The sequence below is a fragment of the Carnobacterium sp. CP1 genome (assembly GCF_001483965.1).
Lineage (GTDB): Bacteria > Bacillota > Bacilli > Lactobacillales > Carnobacteriaceae > Carnobacterium_A > Carnobacterium_A antarcticum.
The window spans coordinates 871,094-896,948 of the sequence record NZ_CP010796.1 but is presented as its reverse complement, the minus strand read 5'-3'; the positions used below and the strand labels follow the sequence as shown (position 1 = coordinate 896,948).

26 protein-coding genes are annotated in these 25,855 nt (G+C 35.9%); 23 read left to right on the top strand and 3 right to left on the bottom strand.

Annotation, left to right across the window (positions count from 1 at the left end; genetic code table 11):
- Positions 1-134: 134 nt before the first annotated feature.
- The 16 genes from NY10_RS04400 (at position 135) to NY10_RS04325 (ending at position 16,883) form a co-directional block, all read left to right on the top strand.
- Positions 135-950 carry an SGNH/GDSL hydrolase family protein gene (locus NY10_RS04400; RefSeq protein WP_058918822.1) on the top strand — a complete coding sequence of 272 codons (816 nt, stop codon included), beginning with the start codon at positions 135-137 and terminating at the stop codon, positions 948-950.
- 186 nt (positions 951-1,136) lie between these two features.
- Entirely contained in the window at positions 1,137-2,186 is a 1,050-nt protein-coding gene (locus NY10_RS04395; RefSeq protein ID WP_231726768.1) for a LacI family DNA-binding transcriptional regulator, read from the top strand.
- A gap of 185 nt (positions 2,187-2,371) precedes the next feature.
- Complete coding sequence (gene rpe, locus NY10_RS04390) at positions 2,372-3,031, top strand: ribulose-phosphate 3-epimerase (protein WP_058918820.1); 660 nt, start codon at positions 2,372-2,374, stop codon at positions 3,029-3,031.
- The gene (rpiB, locus tag NY10_RS04385) at positions 3,031-3,483 is read left to right on the top strand and encodes a ribose 5-phosphate isomerase B (protein ID WP_058918819.1); all 453 of its coding nucleotides are present in this window, start codon (positions 3,031-3,033) and stop codon (positions 3,481-3,483) included. Before rpe ends, rpiB begins: the two co-directional genes overlap by 1 nt.
- A 266-nt stretch (positions 3,484-3,749) precedes the next feature.
- Positions 3,750-4,682: a sugar phosphate isomerase/epimerase family protein gene (locus NY10_RS04380; protein ID WP_058918818.1), complete on the top strand. Its 933-nt coding sequence runs from the start codon at positions 3,750-3,752 to the stop codon at positions 4,680-4,682.
- A gap of 39 nt (positions 4,683-4,721) precedes the next feature.
- Entirely contained in the window at positions 4,722-6,104 is a 1,383-nt protein-coding gene (locus tag NY10_RS04375) for a PTS transporter subunit EIIC (protein ID WP_058920238.1), read from the top strand.
- A gap of 94 nt (positions 6,105-6,198) precedes the next feature.
- Entirely contained in the window at positions 6,199-6,936 is a 738-nt protein-coding gene (locus NY10_RS04370; protein WP_058918817.1) for a DeoR/GlpR family DNA-binding transcription regulator, read from the top strand.
- 300 nt (positions 6,937-7,236) lie between these two features.
- Complete coding sequence (locus NY10_RS04365; protein WP_231726767.1) at positions 7,237-7,950, top strand: nuclease-related domain-containing protein; 714 nt, start codon at positions 7,237-7,239, stop codon at positions 7,948-7,950.
- A 364-nt stretch (positions 7,951-8,314) separates the two neighbouring features.
- Entirely contained in the window at positions 8,315-9,421 is a 1,107-nt protein-coding gene (locus tag NY10_RS04360) for an ABC transporter substrate-binding protein (protein WP_058918816.1), read from the top strand.
- Between the two features lie 25 nt (positions 9,422-9,446).
- Positions 9,447-10,256, top strand: coding sequence for an alkaline phosphatase family protein (locus tag NY10_RS04355; RefSeq protein ID WP_058918815.1), 810 nt, complete (start codon positions 9,447-9,449; stop codon positions 10,254-10,256).
- A 14-nt stretch (positions 10,257-10,270) separates the two neighbouring features.
- A complete protein-coding gene (locus tag NY10_RS04350; RefSeq protein ID WP_197408975.1) occupies positions 10,271-11,119 on the top strand; it encodes an ABC transporter permease in 849 nt (282 codons plus the stop codon).
- Between the two features lies 1 nt (position 11,120).
- Entirely contained in the window at positions 11,121-12,005 is an 885-nt protein-coding gene (locus tag NY10_RS04345) for an ABC transporter permease (RefSeq protein ID WP_058918814.1), read from the top strand.
- Entirely contained in the window at positions 11,986-12,996 is a 1,011-nt protein-coding gene (locus NY10_RS04340) for an ABC transporter ATP-binding protein (RefSeq protein ID WP_058918813.1), read from the top strand. The genes NY10_RS04345 and NY10_RS04340 overlap by 20 nt, the downstream gene beginning before the upstream one ends.
- Before the next feature lie 79 nt (positions 12,997-13,075).
- Complete coding sequence (locus NY10_RS04335; RefSeq protein WP_058918812.1) at positions 13,076-13,870, top strand: histidinol-phosphatase HisJ family protein; 795 nt, start codon at positions 13,076-13,078, stop codon at positions 13,868-13,870.
- Between the two features lie 724 nt (positions 13,871-14,594).
- Positions 14,595-15,068, top strand: coding sequence for a hypothetical protein (locus tag NY10_RS04330; protein ID WP_058918811.1), 474 nt, complete (start codon positions 14,595-14,597; stop codon positions 15,066-15,068).
- A 567-nt stretch (positions 15,069-15,635) separates the two neighbouring features.
- Positions 15,636-16,883: a PQQ-dependent sugar dehydrogenase gene (locus NY10_RS04325; protein ID WP_231726766.1), complete on the top strand. Its 1,248-nt coding sequence runs from the start codon at positions 15,636-15,638 to the stop codon at positions 16,881-16,883.
- 390 nt (positions 16,884-17,273) lie between these two features.
- On the opposite strand, the gene NY10_RS12970 is transcribed toward NY10_RS04325, so the two are convergent.
- Positions 17,274-17,438, bottom strand: coding sequence for a putative holin-like toxin (locus tag NY10_RS12970; RefSeq protein WP_082664180.1), 165 nt, complete (start codon positions 17,436-17,438; stop codon positions 17,274-17,276).
- A gap of 270 nt (positions 17,439-17,708) precedes the next feature.
- Between NY10_RS12970 and NY10_RS04320 the strand changes: the two genes are divergently transcribed.
- Complete coding sequence (locus tag NY10_RS04320) at positions 17,709-17,969, top strand: hypothetical protein (RefSeq protein ID WP_058918810.1); 261 nt, start codon at positions 17,709-17,711, stop codon at positions 17,967-17,969.
- Positions 17,970-18,088: 119 nt separating this feature from the next.
- Here the strand turns inward: NY10_RS04320 and NY10_RS04315 are convergent, their stop codons facing one another.
- Positions 18,089-19,024 carry a competence protein ComK gene (locus NY10_RS04315; RefSeq protein ID WP_058918809.1) on the bottom strand — a complete coding sequence of 312 codons (936 nt, stop codon included), beginning with the start codon at positions 19,022-19,024 and terminating at the stop codon, positions 18,089-18,091.
- A gap of 340 nt (positions 19,025-19,364) precedes the next feature.
- Between NY10_RS04315 and NY10_RS04310 the strand changes: the two genes are divergently transcribed.
- The 3 genes from NY10_RS04310 (at position 19,365) to NY10_RS04300 (ending at position 20,522) form a co-directional block, all read left to right on the top strand.
- Positions 19,365-19,910, top strand: coding sequence for a sigma-70 family RNA polymerase sigma factor (locus NY10_RS04310; RefSeq protein ID WP_058918808.1), 546 nt, complete (start codon positions 19,365-19,367; stop codon positions 19,908-19,910).
- An 87-nt stretch (positions 19,911-19,997) separates the two neighbouring features.
- Positions 19,998-20,201 (top strand): hypothetical protein, encoded by a 204-nt coding sequence (locus NY10_RS04305; protein ID WP_058918807.1) that lies wholly within the window; start codon positions 19,998-20,000, stop codon positions 20,199-20,201.
- A gap of 96 nt (positions 20,202-20,297) precedes the next feature.
- Positions 20,298-20,522, top strand: coding sequence for a DUF2922 domain-containing protein (locus NY10_RS04300; RefSeq protein ID WP_058918806.1), 225 nt, complete (start codon positions 20,298-20,300; stop codon positions 20,520-20,522).
- Positions 20,523-20,626: 104 nt separating this feature from the next.
- Here the strand turns inward: NY10_RS04300 and NY10_RS04295 are convergent, their stop codons facing one another.
- Positions 20,627-21,379, bottom strand: a complete 753-nt coding sequence (locus NY10_RS04295) for a MurR/RpiR family transcriptional regulator (protein WP_058918805.1) — start codon at positions 21,377-21,379, stop codon at positions 20,627-20,629.
- Between the two features lie 198 nt (positions 21,380-21,577).
- Between NY10_RS04295 and NY10_RS04290 the strand changes: the two genes are divergently transcribed.
- The 3 genes from NY10_RS04290 (at position 21,578) to NY10_RS04280 (ending at position 25,514) form a co-directional block, all read left to right on the top strand.
- Positions 21,578-22,909 carry a family 4 glycosyl hydrolase gene (locus NY10_RS04290; protein WP_058918804.1) on the top strand — a complete coding sequence of 444 codons (1,332 nt, stop codon included), beginning with the start codon at positions 21,578-21,580 and terminating at the stop codon, positions 22,907-22,909.
- A gap of 24 nt (positions 22,910-22,933) precedes the next feature.
- Positions 22,934-24,541, top strand: coding sequence for an alpha-glucoside-specific PTS transporter subunit IIBC (locus NY10_RS04285; protein ID WP_058918803.1), 1,608 nt, complete (start codon positions 22,934-22,936; stop codon positions 24,539-24,541).
- A gap of 118 nt (positions 24,542-24,659) precedes the next feature.
- A complete protein-coding gene (locus tag NY10_RS04280) occupies positions 24,660-25,514 on the top strand; it encodes a GRP family sugar transporter (RefSeq protein WP_058918802.1) in 855 nt (284 codons plus the stop codon).
- Positions 25,515-25,855: the final 341 nt, after the last annotated feature.

The window sequence follows — 25,855 nt, the reverse complement described above, 5'->3', positions numbered from 1 at the left end:
TACTTCGATAAAACAAACAATAAAAAGAGGAATGCACTCGAAAATTTCGTCTTTCAAATAGTCGGAATTTCGACTTATTTTACTACTTAAAAACGTGGTATACTGCTTGGAATAACAGTTGGAGGTTCTTTAAAATGAAACTAAATAGGAGTTCAAAGCGAAGGGGTTTAAAGGTTGGAATAGTTGTTGTGTTAGTCTCCGGTTTTATCTTTTTTTTCAGTATTTCTCAAGAGAATAAAACCCTGGCACAAATGACTAAAAATTATCAATTATCGGATACATATAAACAAGAGAGTTTGCTAGACCGTGCAAGGTTTGTAACGGAAAGAGATGGAGCAGTCGATATCGTTGTTTTAGGCAGCAGTGTAACATTTGGAAAAGGCGCTACGGAAGAACAGCCGGTGTGGGGCAATTTAATGGAAGCCAACTTAAATGAGACAGATGGAATCAAAGCTAGGGTAGTTAACCACGGGTACAATGGCTACAGTACAGCAGATTTAATTTCAAAGAATAAGGTAGAGGCAGTGATTAAGGACAAACCGGATATTATTCTTTTTGAATTGTGTTTGATCAACAATAACCGCCATCCGCAAAATGATATTAACCAAACAAAAGCGGATATCCAATGGATCATGGACACTTTCAGTGAACAATTGCCGGAGACATTGGTCATTTTGCAAACCGCAAATCCTACGATTTATAATAATGTGTTTTTAGAACAAGGGAAAGTAACATATGAGCAATACAATGTCGAGATTGCTGAATACGTTAAAGAACAGCAGTGGCCGTTTATTGATACATATCGTTTACTGTTAGCTAAAATGTACGATCAAAATATATTTCCTGCAGATGTATTGTCTGATCATGTTCATCCAAATGGCGAAGGCTATCAGATGTGGTTTGAACTGTTAAAAGACCGATTGGATATGCCGGTTAAGATGTTGCATTAAAAACCTGAAAATAAGACGATAAGGTAGCCATTTTTACGACTGATTTTTTTCTGTAATTAGAAATATTTATTTTGTGGTAGTATAATTTAAAACTAAAGAAAAATTGATGAGGCTAGTAGAATCTATACTGATGAGTAAAGCAGCAAAAGTTTTTTGTTGAATTAATTTTTATTTATGATAATATGTATGAGTAAACGATTACTCAACGAAAGCGAGGGAACTATGAAAAAGCAGCTTTCTATAAAAGATATTGCAAAATTAAGCAATGTATCTACTGCAACAGTTTCAAGAGTCCTGAATGACAATGGAAGATTCTCAAAAGAAACGAGAGAGAAAGTATTAGCTGTTGTAAAAGAATTTGGATACTCTACAAATTCTGTCGCAAAAACATTGCGTGAGCAGAAGTCGAATACCATTGGCATGATTGTTCCGGATATTAGCAACGAATTTTTCTCTTCTTTAATCACACAAATTGAAAGTTACTTTTTTGATAAAGGAATTTCTACTATCATCTGTAATACGAACAAAGATGCAGAAAAAGAAAAAGCTTACCTAAAATCGTTAGATGCTAAATTAATTGATGGACTTATTTGTATTTCTGGACAAGAAGAAATTGATGAAACGCAACTTTCGAGAGATATCCCGATTGTGTGTATTGACCGCAAACCTAAAGTATCCAGCAACATAGCAATCGTTGGATCTGATCATTCCGAAGGGGGATATACAGCAACAAAGTTTCTTATCGATAAAGGTTGTAAAAGGATTTTGCTGTTAACAAAAGACAATAATACAACTTCCAGTAATGATAGGATCGCTGGATATGAAAAGGCTCTCAAAGATTCCCATTTGCAGGTTGATTCAGATTTAATTGTACGAGCATCTTCTAAAAAGATGTCGAAATTCGAAACAGCTCAAAAGTCTATTGAAGAAGTATTATCTAAAGGCTTGAAGTTTGATGGTATATTTGCTACAAACGATTGGTTAGCTTATGGGGCGGTACAGACATTGGAAAAGAATAAAATATCCGTTCCTGATGAAGTTAAAGTTGTTGGATTCGATGATGATAGTATTTCAAAATATACTTCACCTAGTATTACTACTATCCATCAAGATGTTACCGGTATTGCTGAAAAGTCGGCTGATATATTATACCAACTCATGTCTAAACCAGATATGCAAATAAACAAGCGTTACATTAATGTAGCTACTAAACTAATTGAAAGAGAAACGACATAAAAGTCGTTTTTTACCATTTGGGTAATCGATTACCCAGTTAGTTTTAATATAATGTATTCAAACATTTACCATTTAAACTAATATTTCTATTTCATTTTAGGGGAATCAGTAACAGTTGTAACAATCTTTTTACCAATTGAGTAATCGTTTACCCAAGGAATAATTTAAAAAAGAGAGGAAGAAAAATAGTGGAAAAATTAATATGTCCTTCTATGATGTGTGCGGATTTTGGTTCTTTAAAAACAGAGGTTGCTGCACTAGATGAAGCAGGAGCTGATGTTTTCCATATTGATATAATGGATGGTGTTTTTGTTCCCAACTATGGAATGGGATTACAAGACTTTGAATTTATTCGCAAAGCGACTAAAAAAATGATCGATGTGCATTTGATGGTTAAAAATCCAGCAGATTATGTCGAAAAATTCATAGATATGGGAGCAGATATTGTCTATTTTCATCCTGAAACAGATCAGCACCCAGCAAGAACTTTAGATAAAATAAAAGCGAGAGGAAAGAAAGCAGGTATTGCAATCAATCCAGGAACTTCTATAGAAACCATTCAAGAATTGCTTTATTTAGCTGATTATGTATTAGTGATGACTGTGAATCCTGGTTTTGCTGGACAAAAATATTTGCCTTATGTTGATAACAAGATAAAAAAACTTATTGCGATGAAAAACGAATATGATTTTGAACTAGTAGTAGACGGTGCAATTTCAAATGAACGAGTAGAGACATTAAGCAAACTAGGCGTAAAGGGGTTTGTTTTAGGAACTTCTGCTTTGTTTGGGAAAAATGAAAGTTACAAAGAAATTATTAGAAACTTAAAAGGGGAGAATAACTAATGAAATTAGCTATTGGCGGAGATCATGTAGGGCAATTATTGAAACCTGAGATTATTAACTATCTTGAAGACTTGGGACATGAGGTAAAAGATTACGGTCCTTATACGACTGAAAGAACAGATTATCCAAAATATGCTGAAAAAGTAGGAACAGAAGTTGCAAACGGTAATTTTGATGGCGGGATTTTAATTTGTGGAACTGGTGTAGGGATTTCTATCGCTGCCAACAAAGTAAAAGGAATTCGCGCAGTTGTTTGTAGTGAGCCCTATTCTGCGAAGTTGTCAAAAGAACATAATAATACAAATATTTTAGCGTTTGGCTCTCGTGTAGTCGGATTAGATTTAGCAAAAATGATTGTGAAAGAATGGTTGGATGCAGAGTTTGAAGGCGGCCGTCATGGAAATAGAGTCAATATGATAGAAGATATTGAATGCCGTTATATAGGAGATTAAACGAGACGTTTTTTGTTCACGTAGCTCATTAGTTCTACAGTTATCTAAATAATGTTGTGACTGCCATCCTCGGGTCAGTCACAATTGACTGTACGATTTTTAGAAAACGGTAACACGGAAAATCAATTATTTGCCGTTTACTAATTGATTTCATGAGTACTTTTGGAATTAAATGAAAATAAATGAATATATTTGATAAGAAATGATTGATTTTGGAATTTATTGATGCTACACTGAGCTCATCAATGAATTGGAGGAATTAGACAATGAAATTAGCTACACGAATAAACTCATTCTTACCGGTATACGAAAATGACTTGACGCAAGTTTTCTCAAAGTTTAAAGACTTAGGTCTTACTCATGTGGATTTAAACTATCCAGAACATGCAAAAGGATTTTCTAGTACAGAAATGAAAACGTTGTTAAATGAAAATAACTTAAAGGCTAACGGAGTGGCATTACGTTTCAGAAAAGAATTTATTAATGGCGAACTAGGAAATGCAGATGAGGCGATTGCTCAACAAGCATTAACACTGTGTAAAGAAGCGGTAGATTACTGTAGGGAAGTAGGAGGCGAAGTTGTCACCATTTGGTTAGGTTTTGATGGTTTCGATTATAGTTTCCAAATCAATTATCAAAAAGTATGGGCACAACTAGTTGCCGCATTTAAAGAGATTGCTAACTACGCACCAGATATGAAAATCAGCATTGAATACAAACCATTCCAACCTAGAGCATATGCCTTTATCGACAGCATGGGCATCGCTGGCATGATGTTAAACGATATCGACTGCGATAATGTAGGGGTCACACTTGATTATTGCCATATGTTGATGAAACATGAAAATCCAGCTTTTGGTGCAGAGATTTTTGGGAGCCGTAATAAATTGTTTGGTGTTCATATCAATGACGGTTACGGCCTTAACGATGATGGTTTAATGATTGCTACAGCAACACCGTTCAAGACATTGGAATTCCTTTACTATGTTAAGAAGCATAACTATGATGCGCCATTTTACTTTGATACGTTCCCTGTTATTGAACATGCAGTAAAAGAATGTGAACAAAACATAAAAATGATTAAATTATTGAACGGTTTAATTGATAATGTCGGCTTAGAGTATATCCAAGATATCATCGATCGTAATGATGCAATCGCAGCAAGCGAATTGATGATGAAGTTTTTAACAAATAAATAATATTATTATTAAAAAAATTAGGGGTGAAGAACCATGGCGATGGATTATAAAATTGGGGCAAAAGAGATTTTAGAGCATATTGGTGGAAAAGAAAATATCTCTGGCATGACCCACTGTGCGACCAGATTAAGATTTAACTTAAGAGATACTACTAAAGCAGATACAGCAGCAGTTGAACAAGTTGATGGCGTTGTAAACGTTATCAACAAAGCTGGACAATATCAAATTTTGATAGGTACGAATGTGCCTAAATTATATGCTGAAATGGAAGATTTAGTTGGTGCTGATAAGGCAGCATCAACTGAATCAACAAAGGCTGACAGGTCTGCACAAGGCATTATTGGATCAATTTTTTCAGCTATTTCAAGTATTTTTGCACCATTACTACCAGCACTGGCAGGTTCTGGTATTTTGAGAGGATTGCTCCTGCTGTTTGTCCAATTAGGATGGTTAAGCGAAGCAAGTGGGACTTACCAAATTTTGTCAGCGGCTTCAATGACTGTGTTTTATTTCTTACCGGTATTGCTTGCCATTACATCAGCCAGAAGATTTGGCGCCGATATGTTTATTTCAGCATTGATTGGTGCAGCGTTATTGCACCCTGATTTTATTGCCTTACTGGGAGATATCGGAAATGGGGCAACAACTACATTCTTAGGAATTCCAACAATTTTGATGAACTATAACTCAACAGTCGTTCCTATTATTTTAGCTATCTGGGTTTTCTCATACCTATATAAGTGGCTTGACCGAGTAATACCAGAAACACTTAAACTTGTTGTATTACCCTTAGTGTCTGTAGTGGTAATGGTTCCGTTGACAATTATCGTAATTGGTCCTTTAGGCGTTTACGGTGGGGAAGTCATTGCAAGTGCAGTAAACTGGTTGATCGCAAGAAGCAGTATTCTAGCTGGTATTGTCGTTGGTGGCGGTTGGTCTGTCCTAGTAAGTTTAGGCATTCACTGGGCAGTTAACCCAATTATGATAAATAACGTCGCAACTTACGGACTTGACTACATTGTGCCATTTACTTTTGCATGTAACTTTGCAACAATTGGTACCGCTTTAGGGGTATTGCTTAAAGCAAAAGACCGTGATATCAGAAGCTTCTCAATAACCGGAATGGTAACAATCGCTTTGTCAGCTATAATTGAACCAACCGTATTTGGGCTATTGCTTAAAAACAAAAAATTATTTATGGCACAAATTATCGGTGGGGCAGTAGGTGGTGCTTACTTAGGTCTGACTAATGTATATGCAAATGCTTTTGTATTTGGAAGCGTGACCACATTCCCAGCATTTGTAGGCGAAAATTCATCAAACTTCATTAATGCGATGATTGGTCTTGCTATCTCATTAATCGTAGCAGCTGTAATCGCATATTTTGTTACAAGAATTGATGAAAAACTTATAAAAAATTAAAACATTTCCTTATAATAGCCATAAAAGCTTGTCACCTAACCATTTTTGTGGAATGATTAGGTGACAAATTCTTTTATTGAGGTGTGTGTTCATTATGATTCCGTATGAAAGAAAAAAAATGATTTTAAACGAACTAAACAAGCAAGATATCGTTATACTTGATGAATTAAAAACATTGCTTTCTGGTGTATCTGTTTCTACTATTCGACGTGACTTAAAAGACCTTGAAAAAGCAGGCCAAGTGACATTATTGCCTGGCGGCGCAGCAAAATTATTTTCTCGGTCTACAGATGTTCCAATAACGAAAAGAACAACTTTAAACCGCAATGAGAAAAAGGAAATCGCCCTATTATCGGCCAAAGAGGTTAAATTGGGAGAAACAATCTATATAGACTCAGGATCGACTGGCGAAGAATTATTAATAGAATTAGTAAAGAAAAAAGTAACAATTATTACTTCGGTTACGAATTTCAAAATCCCTCTACAAGATGTAGAAGCGCAAGTATATTCTCTTGGCGGTTTTGTTAACTTTACGAATAATTCACTTAAAGGCGATTTAACAGTACAGAATATTGAGCATTTTAATTTTGACCGTGCTTTTATTGGAGCAAATGGTGTGGATAGCAAATCTGGTTACACAACTCCTGACTTAAGTGAGGCCATTAAGAAAAGAAAAGTTATTGAAAAATCACAAGAAGTTTACTTTGTTTGTGATTCTAGTAAATTCCATAAGGTTTATATGTCATCAATTGCACCTTTATCAGAATCAGTTTTGATTTCCAATGAGGAAGATAAGATAATTGAAGAGAGTGTTATGGAATTAATCTATTAAGAATTTTGTCATTTGATGTCTGATTGACTAAATTAAAAGAGAAATTTCAAAACAGATAAAAAATAAAGGTTTAAAAGCAGCATGATGAAGAGCATCAAGTTCTGTAATAAAGTCTGGTAAATAGTCTCGTTGTTTGATCGTAAGTTTAGTAATTTTATAGAATTAGTTAATGAATACCTGAAGAGCAATCCTTAGGTATTCTTTTTTAGCTTAAATTGTTTATTTTTTTATTCTATACAATTTAGGTTATGATGTATAAGCTAGAAATAACTATATAGAACTATGGAGGATGCAAGTTTAATGGTAGGATTTATGGTAATGTTATTGATTATATATGGTATGGTATTTGGAATGGTGATTTTAAAAAATTATATAGATTTCAACAATTCTAATTACCAACGTGCAAGTAATCATACTTTTTGGGAAACATTTTTTAATAAAGGCAATATGGGAGAGTACAACATATACCGCAAGCTTGAAAAAATAAAAGGAACAAAATTATTATTGACGAATCTTTATATTCCTAAAGAAGATGGGAGTACAACAGAAATCGATTTGTTAATGATTACGAAACTTGGTTTTTTCGTTATAGAATCAAAAAATTATAGTGGATGGATATTTGGAAATGAAAAAAATCGTAATTGGACACAAACCTTTTCAAATAAAAAAAAGTTCAAGTTTTTTAACCCTATCTGGCAAAATAAAGGACATATCAAAGCTTTACAAGAAATATTAGGTATTGCTGATGATTTATTGATACACTCATTAATTGTATTTAGCAATAATTGTGAATTAAAAAAAATTACGGTTACGAGTTCTAATGTTCATGTGATTAAGCAAAATCAAATAAAACGCACTTTAAGAAGAGAATTGACTAATGTTATGCCTAAGTTAACCTCAGAGGATATAAAAATATATTTTCAAGTACTTAAACCCTTCATGCATGCTGATGAGAAAATAAAGCAATTACATATAAAAACAATACAAGAAAAACTGAGCCAGTCTAACAACTGAGCTTTCTACTCGTCTAGTTTTCAAAGTCATAATATGCTTTATTAAAAGAGAGAACTTTTATAGATAAGTTAAAATAAGGCTGCCTATTTCATTTTAGGACAGCCTTTTTGTTTACATAAAAAATTATTGTTATCTAGCGTTTGTAACCGTTTCTCATTTTGAGAAACGGTTTTTTTGATAGTAAAAACTTTACAAATGAGAGAACCTTTTACAAACGTTTAACAAGAAGTTGATTTAAAATCCACATGAACTTGGTAAGCTTTGGGTGTTGAAAGGAATACAGCCTCTAGAGAAAAAGCGACGAACTCTTTTTAACACTATGCGAAAGCATCAAACAGTAAACACTACTAAGGAGGAATAAAACGTGAATCATTTAAAAAAAGGATTAGTGTCAACTTTATTAGCAGGAGCATTGCTGGCCGGTTGTGGAGCAGAAAGTGAAGCAACTGAAACGGCAGCCGTTGATTTAAATACGTTAACGACTGAAGAAATCGAGACAAAAGCCAAAGAAGAAGGAAAATTCCAATCTGTTGGAATGCCGGATACATGGGCGAATTGGGGCGAAACATGGACTGCAATCGAAGAAAGCTATGGCATCACTCAAGCCGATACGGATATGAGCTCTGCAGAAGAAATTGCCTTATTTGAAGCTGAAAAAGATAATCCAACCAAAGATATCGGAGATGTCGGACAATCGTTTGGCCCGATTGCGGAAGACAAGGGAGTGACAACTCCTTATAAAACGTCTTACTGGGATGAAATTCCAGAATGGGCGAAAGACGATGACGGCGACTGGGTAGTCGGGTATACCGGAACGATTTCTTTTATCACCAACACAAATGCTGTAGCAGAAGCCCCAACCTCATTTGCAGATATTTTAGAAGGTGACTACAAAGTGAGTATAGGTGATGTAAATGCAGCTACTCAGGCTCAAAATGCTGTCTTAGCAGCAGCAATTGCGAATGGCGGAGATGAAACCAACCTTGAACCAGGAATCGCCTTTTTCGCAGAACTAGCGAGTCAAGGCCGATTGGACATGGGCGATACTGATTTAGCTCGTTTAGAAGCTGGCGAAATTGAAGTGGGCATTTATTGGGACTTTAATGCTTTGAATTACGCCGACTCTATTGAAGCTGGCAACCCGGATGCAGCCTTTGCTGTCACGATTCCTCAAGATGGTACCGTTCAAAGCGGCTATGCAACCATTATCAATGCCTATGCGCCAAATCCTCATGCAGCAGCATTAGCAAGAGAATACATTTTATCGGACGAAGGGCAAATCAACTTAGCAAAAGGTTATGCACGTCCGATTCGTGAATCGGTCGAACTGCCGGCAGATGTGCAAGAAAAATTGATCGCTGCTGATCAATACGAAGCGGCCCAACCAATTGAAGACACAGCGGCTTGGGATAAAGCAGCAGCTGGATTAGGCCAAACATGGCAAGAAGAAGTTTTAACGAAAATCAACTAATCAATCGGTTTGGGAGTGTAAAGAAATGAACAAAGTGATTTTAATCGTATTAGATGGATTAAATGCCAGAACAGCTCATACGAACATGGGTTTTCTGGAACATTTAATTGAAAACAAGCAGTGTGCCGCGTATACGGTAAAAGCAGAATTACCGGCACAATCTAGACCGCTGTATGAAGTTATTCAAACGGGAGTGCCGACATATCTGAATGGCATTGTGTCGAATGGAACGGTAAAACGTTCGAAAGAAGCCAGTGTGTTTCAATTGGCAAAAGCAGCAGGGTTGAAGACAGGAGCTGCCAGCTACCATTGGGTAAGCGAACTGTACAATAAAGCTCCGTTTGATCCACTGACTGACCGCATTCAACTGGATACGGAACACGCCATTCAAAACGGGTTGTTTTATTTTGAAGACCATTACCCGGACAATCATTTGATGGCGGATGGTGCGTATTTGATCCGCGAGAAGCAAACCGATTATACACTGATCCATTCGATGAATATTGATGATATCGGGCACAAGTTCGGTTCGCAAAGCAAAGAGTATGTCCAGGCAGCTGTCACGATAGACGCCATCTTGTCCAATTATCTGATGGATTGGCTCGAAAAAGGGTATCAAGTCGTTGTGACGGCGGATCATGGCATGAATGAATACTGTACTCACAATGGCGTAACGGATGACGAGAGAAAGGTTCCGTTGTATCTCTTTTCTGAACAAGTCGCTGCTGGCGATTACCGAGAAACGGTTGTGCCGCAATTGCAAATGGCTCCGCTGCTGTGTCACTTATTGGGCATTGGGAAAAGCGCCGCGATGCAGGAGTTGACATTTATTTAAGGGGGAAGAATGTTGTGACCGTCAAAAAAACAAATTTAACCTATCTATTGTTTTTACTGCCGTTTATGGTACTGATCGTGTTGTTTGAACTTTTGCCATTGCTGAGCATTGTGATCAACAGCGTTTCGCCCATTGGAACCAGCGGCTTTACGCTGGATCACTTTACGAGTATTTTCGCCAGCGACTATTACATGATGTCCATTCGCAACAGTTTAATGATCGCGGTCTTTTCTTCGCTGATCGGTTTAGTGGTTGCTGTTCTGGGGGCTTACGCTATCCATCATGCGACACCAAAAGTGAAACGGTTTTTTATCAACCTCATCAATATGACGTCAAATTTTCAAGGCATCCAATTGGCTTTTGCGTTTATTATATTGCTGGGAAATGCTGGAGTATTGGTATTGATCGGACAGCAAATGGGCGTTGATTTTTTAGCAAACTTCGATGTGTATTCCAGCACAGGTATTCTGCTGACGTTTGTTTATTTTCAAATTCCGTTGGCAACGTTGTTGATGTATCCGTCATTTGATGCGATCCACCAAGAATACAAAGAAGCCGCTATGCTGCTGAATGCTTCTCAATTCAGCTTTTGGATGCGTGTGGGCATTCCGATTGTTTTACCGAGCATATTTGGAACCTTTTCCGTACTCTTTTCAAATGCATTAGCCGCTTACGCTACGCCGTATGCTTTGATGGGCAATAACTACGCTCTATTGCCGATTCGAATTTCGGCTATGTTTACGGGAGACGTTGTTCAGCAAGTTGAACTGGGCAGTGCGCTGTCAGTGATCTTATTGCTTTTAATGAGCGTGATGACGGTCATCAGCACCAATTTATTGAAAAAAATGCGAAAGGAAGGCTAGTATGCAGAAAAAACATCCATGGGTCAGCAATGCGATTCTGTTTATCCTCTCATTTGTTCTAGTCTTGCCGCTGATTGGAACTCTTTTAAACTCCCTCTTCAGAGACTTCACGAGCATCGTTCCAAAAGGATTCACGTTATCATTTTACGCTGAATTGTTTACGGGCGACAATCAGCTGCTGCCGGTATTGCTGCGGACAGTAGTGATTGCGGTGGTGCCGACGGTGATTTTACTAGTGCTATTGCTTTTAGCGATGTACGCCGTGCAAGTTTACTTTCCTAAGTTGGATAAGTACTTAGATATTTTATCGAAAATACCTTATGGAATCCAAGGTGTGATATTAGCGGTCAGTATTCTTTCGCTGTATACCGGTGGAGGAGGGATTTTATCCAACCGGATTTTGCTGCTCATTTGCGCGTATTGCATCATTATCTTGCCGTACATGTATCAAGGCATCAAGAACGCCTTGTTAACGATTGAAGTGCTGCCAATTTTGGAAGCTGCGGAAATTCTAGGAGCCAACAAAGTCTATGCTTATTTTAGAATTGTGGTTCCCAGCATGATGAAAGGATTATTCGCAACTATGTTGTTGTCCATAGGAATTTTATTCGGAGACTTTGTATTGGTCAATATTTTAGCAGGAAGCTACTACAAAACAATGGGGATCTACTTGAATGAAATCCGAGGATCATCCGGACATGCAGCCAGCGCGGTTTCAGTGATCATGTTCCTCGTGATGCTTGGGTTGTCTTTTGGCGTGAATCAATTGAATAAAGACACAAAAACCAAACGGAAATCAGCTAAACAAAAACAAGCCGTTAAAGCGGTGAAAATTGGCAGTTCAGCAGAAAAGGAGAGAGCAAAGCATGAGTTATATCGAGTTTAAAAATATTCAAAAATCGTATGATGGAGAAAATTTAGTCTTAAAAGACTTATCTTTATCGGTTGAAGAAGGCCATTTGGTTACCTTGCTAGGGCCTTCTGGTTGCGGAAAGTCTACGCTGCTTCGTTCATTAGCCGGTTTTGAAAGCTTGGACAGCGGCACGATCACCATCAATGGCAAAGACATCACCAATTTGCCGCCTGGTAAGCGTGAGATTGGCATGGTTTTTCAACAATATTCGCTTTTTCCCAATATGACGATCGAAGAAAATATTGCTTTTGGCTTAAAAATGCAAAAACAAGCGAAAGCGAGCATTAAAGAAAAAGTAGCGCGGATGATCGATATCGTAGATTTGAAAGGGAAAGAGAAAAAATACCCGAAAGAATTGTCTGGCGGACAAAAACAACGCGTGGCTTTGGCGCGTGCGATCGTTAATGAACCGAAAGTTTTGCTGCTGGACGAACCGTTATCGGCTATTGATGCCCAATTGCGCAAAAGTTTGCAAAAACAGATCCGCCGCATTCAAAAAGAACTGAACATTACAACGATTTTTGTCACGCATGATCAAGACGAAGCCATGATCCTATCTGATGTGGTTCATGTTATGAACCAAGGTAAAGTGGAACAGTCTGGCAAGCCGACCGATATTTATACGCACCCCAAAACCCATTTTGTCGCTTCTTTTATGGGCAACTATAATGTTTTGGCACCTGAACAGTTCAAACAGTTTTCCGGAAGAACAAATGGGGCCAGCATAGCCATTCGACCAGAAGTGATCGATTCCTCTAAAATGCCTTTTGAGCCGGATGAGGAACGCTATGCTTTATACGGGAAAATAGTGGACCAATCGACCAGCGGCAATATATTAAGTTACTATGTCGATTGTTCGGGAATAAATTTGCGGGTAGATGAATTGTATCGCTCGTTTAACTTATTTAAAGTTGGAGAAGACGTTCATTTGAGTTTTGAAAAGCGCAATTGCCTTGAAGTTTAATCAAAATACCAGTAAGGTCATTAATAAGGGCAGATAGTTACTTGTCTGCTTTTTAATTTGAAGTGGAGGAGAGTAAATCATGGCTATATACGATCAGCATATGCACACTTATTTCTCACCGGACGCGTCTGAAGTGTTTGAGGAATATTTAAAACAGACATCTGGTCCTATTGTGACGACGGAGCATTTGGACTTCAATGATCCTTTCAGCGGAAAAGACACCATACTGGATTATGAAAAATACAGCAAAACCATCGATGAACTAAATGCACAGTACAATAATCGGATTCGCAAAGGCATTGAAATAGGGTACACCAAAGATTCTCACCAGCAAATTCAAGACTACTTAATTGGAAAAGACTTTGATGTGCAGCTGTTGAGTGTGCACCAAAATGGAGAATACGATTTTCTGCAGCCTATCGTCAAAGAAAAAGAAGTTCAAGACGTGATGAACGAATACTTCCCTTTGTTGTTAAAAGCAGTGGAGAATTTTCCAACAGCTAATGTACTGAGCCACTTTGATTACGGCATTCGTTTATTTGAAGTTTCAGTAGAAGAGTTGCAAGAGCATCAATCGATATTGAAAAAAGTTTTGCAAACAGTTATCGATAAAAATATGGCTTTTGAATTGAATACGCGCAGCATGTACCAATACGGCAATGTGGATCTCTATGAACAAATGATCAGCTGGTATCTGGAATTGGGTGGAAACTCTTTTTCTCTAGGATCAGATGCTCACTCTATTGCGTATTACGGTTTTCATTTTGATGACGCCATTGCGTTATTAGAGAAACATGGCGTTTCAACTGTGACGGTTTTTGAACAGCAAAAACCTGCTGAACTGTCTTCGAGTCAGTTTAAAGACGTTAAATAATTCTCTAGTAATAGATAAATTAAAGAAAAAGGCTCTTATCTATAATAGAGTCTTTTTCTCTTTTTATTTGTCGTATATATTTTTCAATGCCCAACTTGATAAGTTACTTCTATAAATTATTGGATTGGAGATAGGGACGTTTTTTTACTGCACAAAAGTTAAAATAATAATTTTTAGGCATAATAGATTATTTTATAAAAATAACAGTATTTTTATAAAAAGTGTTATATAATTAATATGCAATAAGTATAATTGTTGTAAATTCTAATAACAGATGAAAGCATAGTATTGATGTGAATTTAAAAAAATTGAACTACATGCGTAAGGAGATGAATTAACTAAAAACGAGAAAATTAATAATCAGTTTTTAAATCACTCAAATAATGTTGGCGATCATCATCTGATAATAAATAAAAAAAATAATCAAAATACATATCTCTTCTTGTAGAAGACACATATTTAGGATCAGGGGTATCTTTAAGAATTTTGCGTAAAAAGAAATTCCTTCTGTTAAAAATAAATGTTATTTTGCCAACCTAGATTCTAAAGTGTCTGTGATTGAGTTAAATTTTTTATAGTATTTGTTTAGAAACCACAAGTTATATTTATTGAAAAACAATTTCTAAGAATTTAAAGTACAACAAATGGGTGCTTTTGTTATTAGAAAGATAAGAACTTGATATAAGTATCAGTTCTTTTATTAAATTATAAGGGAGTGTTTCATTTGGGTAAAAAGATAGAATATTCATTGTCATTATTATTTTTTTGGGTAAAAGGGTTTATCTCTGTTGATTCAAGGTTTGTTAAAGTTCGTGGAGCAAATACTATTTTAGGGTTTATTCCAGCTGGTAAAGACGACCAGTCTATTCCATTGAAGAATATAAGTTCAACTAGAATGTCTACAAGTTATAAAATCAAACCCATTATTATTGGAATTATCTTAATATTTATTTCTCTTTCTATGCTAGGAGATAGCTTTTTAGCTGGTTTAATTCTCTTGCTTATTGGTGTTGGTGTATTAGGGAGTGGTATGTTAACTGTATTAATTATTCAAAGAGCTGGTAATGATTTTTATGTTTCAGTTCCATTTTTTGACAAAGCTAAAATGTTACAAATTCAAGACATGATTGAAGAAGCTTTAGCTCATGATGCTGATAAAACAGATATGAATTTATTTTTTGATAAAAAAGAAATTTAAGGTTTAATCTAGTTCGTTTGTCAAGAAGTAATGATTGAGAAAAAATTACTATCTCATGAGGTTGGTTAAAAATTTTAGTCCATATCTCATTTTAGAAATTAGACACGTGCCATGGCCGGTATTAATCCACCATGACATGTGCTTTTTTGGTTCAGGCTAAAAAGTGGAATAACTTAGCTCTATGTTGCTGCGTATTACGGTTTTCATTTTGATGACGCCATTGCGTTATTAGAGAAACACGATGTTTCAACGGTTACAGTTTTTGAACAGCAAAAACCTACTGAAATGCCTTTAAGTCAGTTTGAGAACGCTGATTAAATCTTTAATGGTAGATAAATTAATCGAAAGGCCTTCAATCTTATGAAGGTCTTTTTCAATGCTTTCTACAAATTTAAGGTTAAGTATTGCTTAGGTCATATAGTTGAACGGAAAAAAAGCATTTGGTATAGTAGCATTAATAGAAAACGTTACCCGTTTCAGTTGTGACAAAGCCCTTTACGAAGATTCTCCGTCCTTACTTCCCTAAAAGAGAAAGGAGTGCATAGGGTTATACATTGAAATAGCTCTATGAAAAAGATGAAGAAATGGCTATTGCTAGTTCCTTTAGTGTTGGTGGCTTGTTCCCGTGTGGATGAAATGCAAGAGAGTTCTCAAACCGAAGCCTCTGTTTCTCAATCGGAAGTGTCTAGTTCAGAAAATGCGGAGTCCAAAACAACGACAGAAAAAGAATTTGAGCCAGCAAGTGTCGAAGTGGTAGAGGCTTATCCGAATTTGATGTTTGAAGAGCCGTTGTATTACACAACAACCAATGATCAAGACAATACAGCTTTTGTAGTGGAACGAACGGGGAAGATCCGGTATTTTGAAAACAAAATGGATACTAAAGAAACAATTACCTTTATTGATTTAAGCAGTAAAATCAATATGGAAGGAAATGAGATGGGTCTTTTAGGACTGGCGTTTCATCCCGATTTCGACCAAAACGGTTATTTTTTTGTGAATTATACTTCCAATGACGGTACAGTGATTGCTAGATTTGAAGCAGATCCAGAAACGCTTGAAGTAAAGATGGAAACGGAATCGACTGTGTTGACCTTTCCGCAACCTTACGCCAATCATAACGGCGGACATCTAGCATTTGGTCCAGATGGTTATTTGTATATTGGCGTTGGCGACGGTGGAGGAAGCGGAGACCCAGAAGGAAACGCGCAAGACTTAAACGAACTCTATGGCAAATTGCTGCGCATCGATGTTGATCAATCCAATAATGGGCAAGCTTACGGGATACCGGCAGATAATCCCTTTACAGCCAATACAGACGACTACCGCGAAGAAATCTATGCTTATGGCTTACGGAATCCATGGCGTTTTAGTTTCGATACGGAAAAGGATCGGCTTTGGTTAGCAGATGTCGGGGAGAATACCATTGAAGAAATCGATTGGATTGAAAATGGACTGAACTATGGATGGAATTTGAAAGAAGGAACCAATGAATTTAACCCAGCTGGAACTGTAAATCCAACTGAATTAAGAGATCCTATTTTTGAGTACGACCATGCAGAAGGACAGTCCATCACTGGTGGGTATGTTTATCCTGGCAAAGAAAATCCAAGTTTAACCGGCAGCTATATCTATGGCGATTTTGTTTCTGGTAAGGTTTGGGCGTTATGGAAGCCCGATGAAGCAACTGAAGGTAAAAACGTAGAATTGGCGGATACGGATTTGATGATTTCGTCATTTGGCGTAACTCAAGATGGAGAATTAGTAATCGTTGATTTTAACGGGAAACTGTATACGGTGGAAGAGAAAGATTGAACCTTTTAAAAAGAGAAAAAACCTTGGCTCTGGGGAAAATGCATAGTTAATAAAATGGTTTTTTCTGTTTTTATGCTTTCGGGACTAACTCATTGCTTTTTAGCGGTAGTTTGTCCCGATCTTGTTGTTTTGAGGCAAGCACACTACTTTTTAGCAGTAGTTTGTCTCGATTCCGAACTTCCTAGACCAACTGTTCTCTTTACTCCTGCTTTTGCTTCAAAATTATTTTACCCACGAAAAAATACCAAAAATAGTTTGATAGGTTTGTTTATTTCATGGTAAAATGATACAATAATAATAGAAAAGAGGACATGCTGGATACATGCCCTCAAAAGTAGAACCGTTTAAGACGGTAGCAAATTTACAGCGTTAAAAATAACCGTTAACTCGCTAAAGTTTATAGACGGTTATTTTTTTGTCGTTATTTTGCGTTATCAGAACAACTACTAGACTAATTAAGAAAATTAAAAGACTTCCAAAACCAATCATGAATTGTAAAGATTCTGTCACTGACAAAAGGCTTCTCCTTTCTGAGATTTCAGCACTTATTTCCATAAGCACCACCACCTTTCAAAGATAGCCACCGTCTTAACTTTCTACTCCTTTATTATATCAAGATAATACATTTAAAACGGTCGTCGACTTATCTCAGATTAACCTTTTTTAATAAACGAACATAATCCCTAGTGTATTTAGGAAATAAGCGGTATCATAAAAGCGGATAGATTTTTAGAGCTTTTTATTGATGATGTAACCGCTTTAAAATAAGAGCCTTATGAAATTTATTCACATACATCTAAAAAATAGAAAACAGGGAGGAATAGAATGGAAAATCAAGATGTTTTTTCAGGTTATTTCAGTGGGTATGTAGAAGGAAAAGAAGTAGTGCTGCATTATGCAGAAAGTCAGGAATTGGCACATACTTATGTGTTTGATACAGAACAAGAAGCAGAAAGTTTCTACCAAACGTGTTTGAAAATGGGCGAATTAACTTCAGAGGTAGCGGAAAGCAAGCAACCTCTTGCTCATCAAGTACTAATTAAAGAAAGTCTAAAAGGGAAACAGTATCAAACTAAGGTTTATTAGACAAACAGCAGATCTTTAAAACAGTAAAAGCAACGAAAGGCGGAGACATTCCCTCTTTTGTTGCTTTATTTTTTTGCATCTCAAAGAGATGAGAGGTTCAGTTTAGTGCCTTATCCAAGTCAAAATTTGAAGGGAAAAGGCGGCAGTTTAAAGGAATCCATGATTTCTTCGATATAGGGATCTCCATCGCCTAATATTAAAACTAACTGTTCATGAGTTTTAAAATAATTTAAGTAATCAAAATAGTCTTGAAAGGTAAAGCAATCTGGGAAATTCGTCGCATAAAGCTGCAGTCTTTGCTGAACCACGTTTCGTTCTTTTTCAGGAGTAGAATAGACAGTCAAATCAAAAGAATGCATCATTCTATTGATAAAAAGCTGTTGAATGTAAGCAAGATTGGCTGCTCGATTCAGCTGCTTTTGATAGCTGCGCTTTCCTATAGGCAGCACTAAGCGATGGTGGTTGCGGCACACCAAATAAGTCAAACCGTCTTTGGTATTTTTCTCACTGCGTAAAACGTGGTGCAATCCATACCAACTCGTATTCATGTCAGAAGAGAGGGCACCTTTTTCAGGTACAAAGATTTCTTCGCCTAATACATAAGGACAACACTTTTTGATACCGATGCTGTTCCCAAGGAGACGGATATAATCATAGGGAATTCCTTTGTATTCAAAGTAACGATCCATAACAGTGTGGGAATACTCGGTTGTCTTTAGTGGTGCTTGGTTTAGCTGGAATACTACTGTATTGAATGGCGATGCGGAAAAGCGACTAATATCCATTACATAAAAGGTTTCATGGTCTGGCAAGATACAATGGTGTTCAAAACTAATATCGAGCAGGATTTGAATATTCTGCTCTGCGATCATTAAAGGTTCGATTAGTCTTTGCTGGGCAGAGAAATCATAGGAAGACGATTCTTCATAGAAGCGACACTTTTTTTCAGGATGTGTACCCAGGCTATTTGATTGGTTGTGTTTTATCTTTTCATAGACGTTTTTTCCCTTTCCAAAGTATTTCAATGCCTGTTGTTTCTGAAAATCTACTATCATACTCGTTCCTCATTTCTAATCATTTTTTTTGTTAAAAAGTTAACATGCTTAGATTGTAACCGATTTCAATTTAAAAATCAGCTGTTTTTTAATTATCATTAAATTATTACCGTTTTTTAATCGTTTGCTCTTTTTAGAGAGAAGTATTCGTTGCTATGAGCTGTTTTTTTATGAAAATGAAAGAGTTTGATGCAAACTGGAACGATTTGCCAGCATACTGGTTCTGTTTTTCCTTTTTGCTGTCTTTTCAGCTGTGTTTAGGCTTTTGTCGAAACCGGTATCTTTCGGCTATTCTATACGTGTACAAGGCCTTGTAACACTCTTTTAAGGAATGATCGATATGCTGAGGAAATTGGCAGTAGAAAAGGAAGCCGCATTTTTTGAACGGCATTCCGGGATCGTATTTGGTGCGTTAAAAAAAGAAGGCGTGCTTCGTTCGTATCCCGATTATGATGATTATGTGCAGCAAGGCCTGTTAAAATTAGTTGAAGCCTATGAGACGTTTCCGCAAGACCCAGAAGATCCGGACCATATGTATCCATTTGGCGGTTTTGCGTTTAGAAAAATCCAATGGCACATTCGGGATATCCGGAAAAAACAAAAACGGGTTACTCAGAACGAATCGGCTTGGCCAGAGTTTATGGAAGAGAATTATCCTGATACTCCAACACAGTTTGAAGCGGATTGGCTGGAAATGGAACTGTTCAAAGACATGCTGCCGTTGTTGACGGCCAAAGAGCAAGGGTATTTGATCGATGCGGTCGTCCATCAATTATCCGTCACGGAGATTGCCCAGAAAAACCAAGTCAGCCGCAAGACCATTTACCAATGGAAAAAGAACATTCATAAAAAACTTGAGCATTTTTTAGTCTTTTTAAAAGAATGAGGTAACACACCAAAGGGCGCATTCGTTATTACTGGTGTAAGCAGTCATGACAAACCTTACAAACTATTAAAACAGGAGGGATTCATCATGGAAAAAGAATGGAATAAAGGCGCGGTTGCTATTTACTTCGAGGATGCTGCTAATGAAAAGTTCATTAAACGCAATTACTCAGATACAATTCAAGGGGTAACACCAGAACAAGTAGAAGGCTTTACCAGTGCTGTGGAAGCATTAACCATCATGCCGGCTTCTTATACAGTAGTCGTCGAAGAATACCGTTACAACCGTTAACAAAGTGCACGAGCTGTTTAACATCAAAGACCAAATACAGGATTCAATGGATAAGTTTTTTATCACATCAAACTAACTCAAAGGAGGAGAATTACAATGGCAAAAACACTAGAATTAAGATTCAATACCAGTTTAGGCAAAGCAAAAACAATGAGCGTGCAGGATCCGATTTTAGATTTAACATCTATCGATGCACAAAAAGCGATGGACGACATCATTGCTTTGGATTTATTTGAAAATGAAGGCGTCAACTTATATGCATCCGTAGTCGGAGCGCGTTACGTTGAACGAGTCGTTGAAGACATTTTTGAAGTAGAGTAAACGATAAAAAATAAAAGGGTTGCTGGTTTAGATAAACTAAACCGGCAACCCTTTTTATGTCTAAGAAAAAAACAATGTATACTTTTTATAGATTGATAATGAAATTAAAAGTAATTATCTAAATAAAAGCGAAATAAAGAATCGATTACTATGTTCAAAGTGATGAAAAAATTGTATTCTTTATCAGGATCATTATCAATTTTTAACTGAGTAAATTGATAATAGAGCTTATAGGTGGCTTGTGAGGATAAGTAATTTTGGCGTAACGGAGTAACGGAACAAAAAGGGACACCGTGTAATTTTAGTTTAGTAATATTGTCTTCTAATTCTAAATTTTCCCCACTAAATGAAATGAAAATAACAAGATCATTTTTAGTAAAAGAATCAATATTCCAATTTAGTTCAGTAACAGAAGGAATAGGAATAATAAAAACGTTACAAGACATGAAATTACGTGTGAAATCATCTGCAGCTTTTTTTTCTCCCCAACCAGTACCATAAATAAAAACTCTATTTGCCAAAGAAATTGCTTCACAGAAAGGATGCATATTCGTTTGAGTGATTAAAGACATCGTTTCTTTGATATCGCTTTCAAGCAAGGACAAATTATTTTTTTCTGGAAGTATTTCTTTCTTTTTTTCATTTTTTAGATAGTATTTAAATTCTGAAAAACCAGAAAAACCAAGTTTTTGGGTTAGTCGGACGATTGTAGATTTTGATGTGTGAGATTGCAGAGATAAGTCATGAATTCCTATATGAACGACACTTTCTTTATTGGCTAAAATATAGCCTAAAATATCTAAATCGTTTTCGCTTAGCTTGGATCGATTGGCATTGATAATTTTTTCTAAGCTCACTCTTACACCTCCAAAAGTAATGAATATAACTATAATAGCATAATTTTAAAGTGGTAGTGGAATAGGCTGGAAAAAATTCCATGTTTTGGAAAAAATTAGTTTTTTAGAACTAATGCCCTATTAGTAATATTGGTATCGCTTTCCGGATAGGTAGGACATATAATATGTGTATATCAATTACAGAGAGGTTGGATAAAAATGAAAAAAGATAATTTGAAGATTACCATTGCAGGAGGAGGCAGTACTTACACACCAGGAATTATACAGGCTATTTTAAATAACATTGATAGACTGCCGATTAAAGAAATTAGATTATACGATATAGACGAAGCAAGGAATAATGATATGTTTTTAATTATAGATTACATGCTAAAACGAGAAAATTTAACTTATATTACATTAAAAGCAATTTTAGATCCAGAAGAAGCTTTTACAGACAGCGACTTTATCTTTTCACAAATCCGGGTAGGCGGAATGAAGATGCGAGAAACGGATGAAAAAATTCCATTGAAATATGGATTGGTGGGACAAGAAACTTGTGGGCTGGGTGGATTTGCTTATGGTTTGCGTTCTATTTCTGGACTTTTAGAAGTAGTAGGACATGTTCAAACTTATGCACCACATGCATGGATTTTAAATTATACAAATCCTGAAACGATTATTTCAGAAGCCGTTCGAAGAGTATACCCCAAAGCTAAAATGTTGAACGCTTGTGATATGACGATTTCTATTGAGGAAACAATTGCATTCAACTATGGATATGATCGGAAAAATTGGATTTCTGAATATTATGGATTAAATCATTTTGGCTGGTATACCAAAATTTACGATAAATCCCTTGAACGAGATGTTATGCCTGAAATTATTGAGAAGTTAAATACAGAAAATATGAAAGTAGCAGATTTTAATGCAGGCGATAAGAGTTGGCAAGAAGCATTCAATATGATGTCAGTTATTACTAAGAATTTTCCAACAAATATTCCTAATAATTATTTAGAATATTATTTATATCCAGACATGGTCGTAGAAGAAACGGATAAAGAATATACAAGAGCAAATATGGTTATGGAAGGTAGAGAAAAAAATACAAGAGAAATGGCTGAAAAGATTCGTCAAGGAAAAACGGAAGATGTATTGAATTTTAATTTTGGAGAGCATGGACAATATATTGTAGATATGGCTTCTTCCATTATGAATGATGAACACCAACGTTTTATGTTGATTGTTCCGAACAATGGTGCAATTCCTAATTTACGATCTGATGCAGTAGTTGAAGTTCCTGCTTATGTTGGTGCAACAGGTGCAGAACCGATTTCTCTTAGGGAAAATATCGGTGATTTCCATAAAGGTCTGATGGAAGCTCAAGTTGCAGCTGAAAAATTATTAGTAGATGCGTACTTTGAAAATTCTTATCAGAAAGCATTGCAAGCTTTTACTTTAAATCAAACAGTTCCTTCTGCTCGACTTGCTAAATTAGTATTAGATGAAATGATTGAAGCAAATAAAGAATATTGGCCTAAATTAAAATAAAATATATTAAAGGAGATAAAACTGATGATGGCAAAAATACAGCGTTTTGGTGGCGCAATGTTTGGTCCAGTTATATTTTTTATTTTTTCTGGGATAGTAGTAGCTTTAGCCTCAGTATTTACAAATCCCGATATCATTGGCAGTATTGCCAATGAAGGAACGTTATGGACAAACCTCTGGAAGATTATTGAAGCAGGGGGTTGGACTGTATTTAATAATATGGAAGTATTATTTGTAATAGGGCTTCCGATTGGCCTTGCAAAAAATGCACATGCCCGTGCTGCTATGGAATCATTTGTTCTTTATATGACATTCAATAGCTTTATAGCCGCTATTTTAGAAACATTTGGTACTTCTTTTGGAATTGATTACAGCGCTGAAGCTGGTGGACAAAGCGGATTAAAATTAATTGCTGGTGTTAAAACATTAGACACTGGTGTTTTAGGAGCCATTGCAATTGCATCTTTAGCTATTTATCTGCACAATCGGTTCTTTGAGAAAAAATTACCGGATTTCCTAGGTATTTTCCAAGGATCGGCTCTTGTCGGAGTTATTGGTTTCTTTGTTATGTTGGTAGTAGCATTTTTGACTTCATGGATTTGGCCAAATGTACAACAAGGCATTTTATCTTTACAAAATGTTATGGTCAATTCAGGTAATCTCGGTGTTTTCCTGTATATCTTTTTGGAAAAAGCATTACTTCCAACTGGATTGCATCACTTTATCTATACACCGTTCCAGTATGGTCCGGCAGTAGTTGAAGGAGGAACCGCACTTTATTGGATAGAACATCTGCGTGAATTTGCAAACTCGACAGTTTCATTAAAACAACTATTTCCTGAAGGCGGCTTTGCATTGCAAGGGATCTCTAACTGGTTTGGAATCCCCGGAATTGCTTTAGCGTTTTATTCTACAGCTAAACCAGAAAATCGTAAAAAAGTACTTGCCTTATTAATTCCTGGAGTATTAACAGCAGTTTTTGCTGGTATTACCGAACCATTTGATTATACGTTCTTATTCATTGCGCCTATTTTATTTTTAGTCCATGCATTATTAGCAGCGACTATGGCAACAACAATGTATATGTTCGGAGTTGTCGGAGATATGCAAGGAGGCGTAATTGAGCTGATTGCAAAGAATATAATACCTATGGGTGCTAATCATTGGCAAACGTATACCATTCTAATAATACTTGGAATTATTTTTGCTGCAATTTACTTCTTTATATTTAGGTTTTTAATCCTTAAGTTTGACTTTAAAACACCTGGAAGAAGTGAAACTGAAGAAGAAGTGGAATTATATACAAAAAAAGATTACAAAAATAAGAAAGATAAAACATCCTCAGAAGGAAATGCTTATCGAGATCAAGCAATCGTTTATTTGGAAGCGCTTGGAGGATCAGAAAATATTGTAGATATAAGTAATTGCGCTACTCGTTTGCGGATTACGGTAGCAGATGAGTCTAAAGTGAGAAGTGATGAAGCCTTTACTAAAGGCAAAGCACATGGAGTAGTAAGAAATGGTAAAGCTTTTCAAGTAATAGTGGGATTGTCCGTTCCTCAAGTTAGAGAAGAATTTGAAACACTTGTTAATGATCAAGCTAAAATAATGACTAATGAACAAACTGTATGAATATAAAGTATTTTTTATAAGTAATTCAATACAAAACCTAACGAATAAAATCGTTAGGTTTTGTATTGTTTCATACTAGAATGCAAGGAAAAATAAGAATCATTTTTAGGAGGACTCTATGCTCACTTACATCACTGCGTCTTTACCTATTTTAGGATGGGGATTTATGCCAATAATTGCTAATTTAAGAAAAAGTTCCCCGGTCGAACAACTTTTAGGTACAGCTATTTTTGCGTTTATCTTCTCGATAATTACTTCGCTCATTATGAAACCTGAAATTACACTTTTTTCCTTTACAGTTAGTTTTATATCGGGCATTTTTTGGAGTATTGGGCAATTATTTCAATTTAAAGCTATTCAGCTTTCATCTGTATCTAAAATTATGCCTTTATCTAATGGTTCTCAATTGATCTTTATTTCTTTTACGTCAGTACTATTATTCCGTGAATGGACCAACAGTAAAATGTATATTATTGGGACTTTGTCTATTATAATGATCGTTATCGGAATTCTATGCACAAATTATCAGCAAACAAAGTCAGATGAAAGTAAAAAATATAATTCATATGGCTGGACCTTGCTCTCTTCGTTATTTCTTATGCTGTATGTACTAACAAACCAACTGTTTTCTATTGAAGGGTATCAAATAATCTTACCGCAATCTGTTGGTATGCTTATCGCTTCTAGTATTATTTATCTACATTATTTTGAAGGAAGTTTTTCTTTTTCAAATCTAAACTATAATTTAATAACTGGGTTTTCTTGGTCCATTGCAAATCTAGGAATGTTTCTGACTACTATCCAGTTAGGTGTAGCAACAAGTTTTAGTATTTCTCAAAGTTGTGTAATTGTTGCAACTTTAGGAGGCGTATTTTTTTTCAAAGAAAAGAAAACACGTAAAGAATGGCTTTTTATTTTATTAGGAATTGTTTTAATTATGGGTGGAGTTTTTTCCTTAGGAACTTTAAAATAAATTATGCGAAATTAATATTAATGTTTACAATAATGTTTTCACAGCGTAAATTTAACAATTGCGCAATGCACTTACTGGTGAATTAATTGTTTTCTGTCGATTCAGTGCGGTTTTTCTCCGCTAGCATTAACAAAAAAAGCAATGATCCAGCTGCCTTTTTTGAAAAAACTGTTTTTATAAGAAGCGAACGTACATGTGTATTTATTGTTGATTATTCGTATCATAGTTGTAAAGTTAATGTAAAAGCGTTAACAGGGTATTGATAATTCATAAAATAACATTTATACTGATAAAGGACTTAAGAGTGGGTTTGCTGCTTTTGGGTTACATATTAGCTCTTT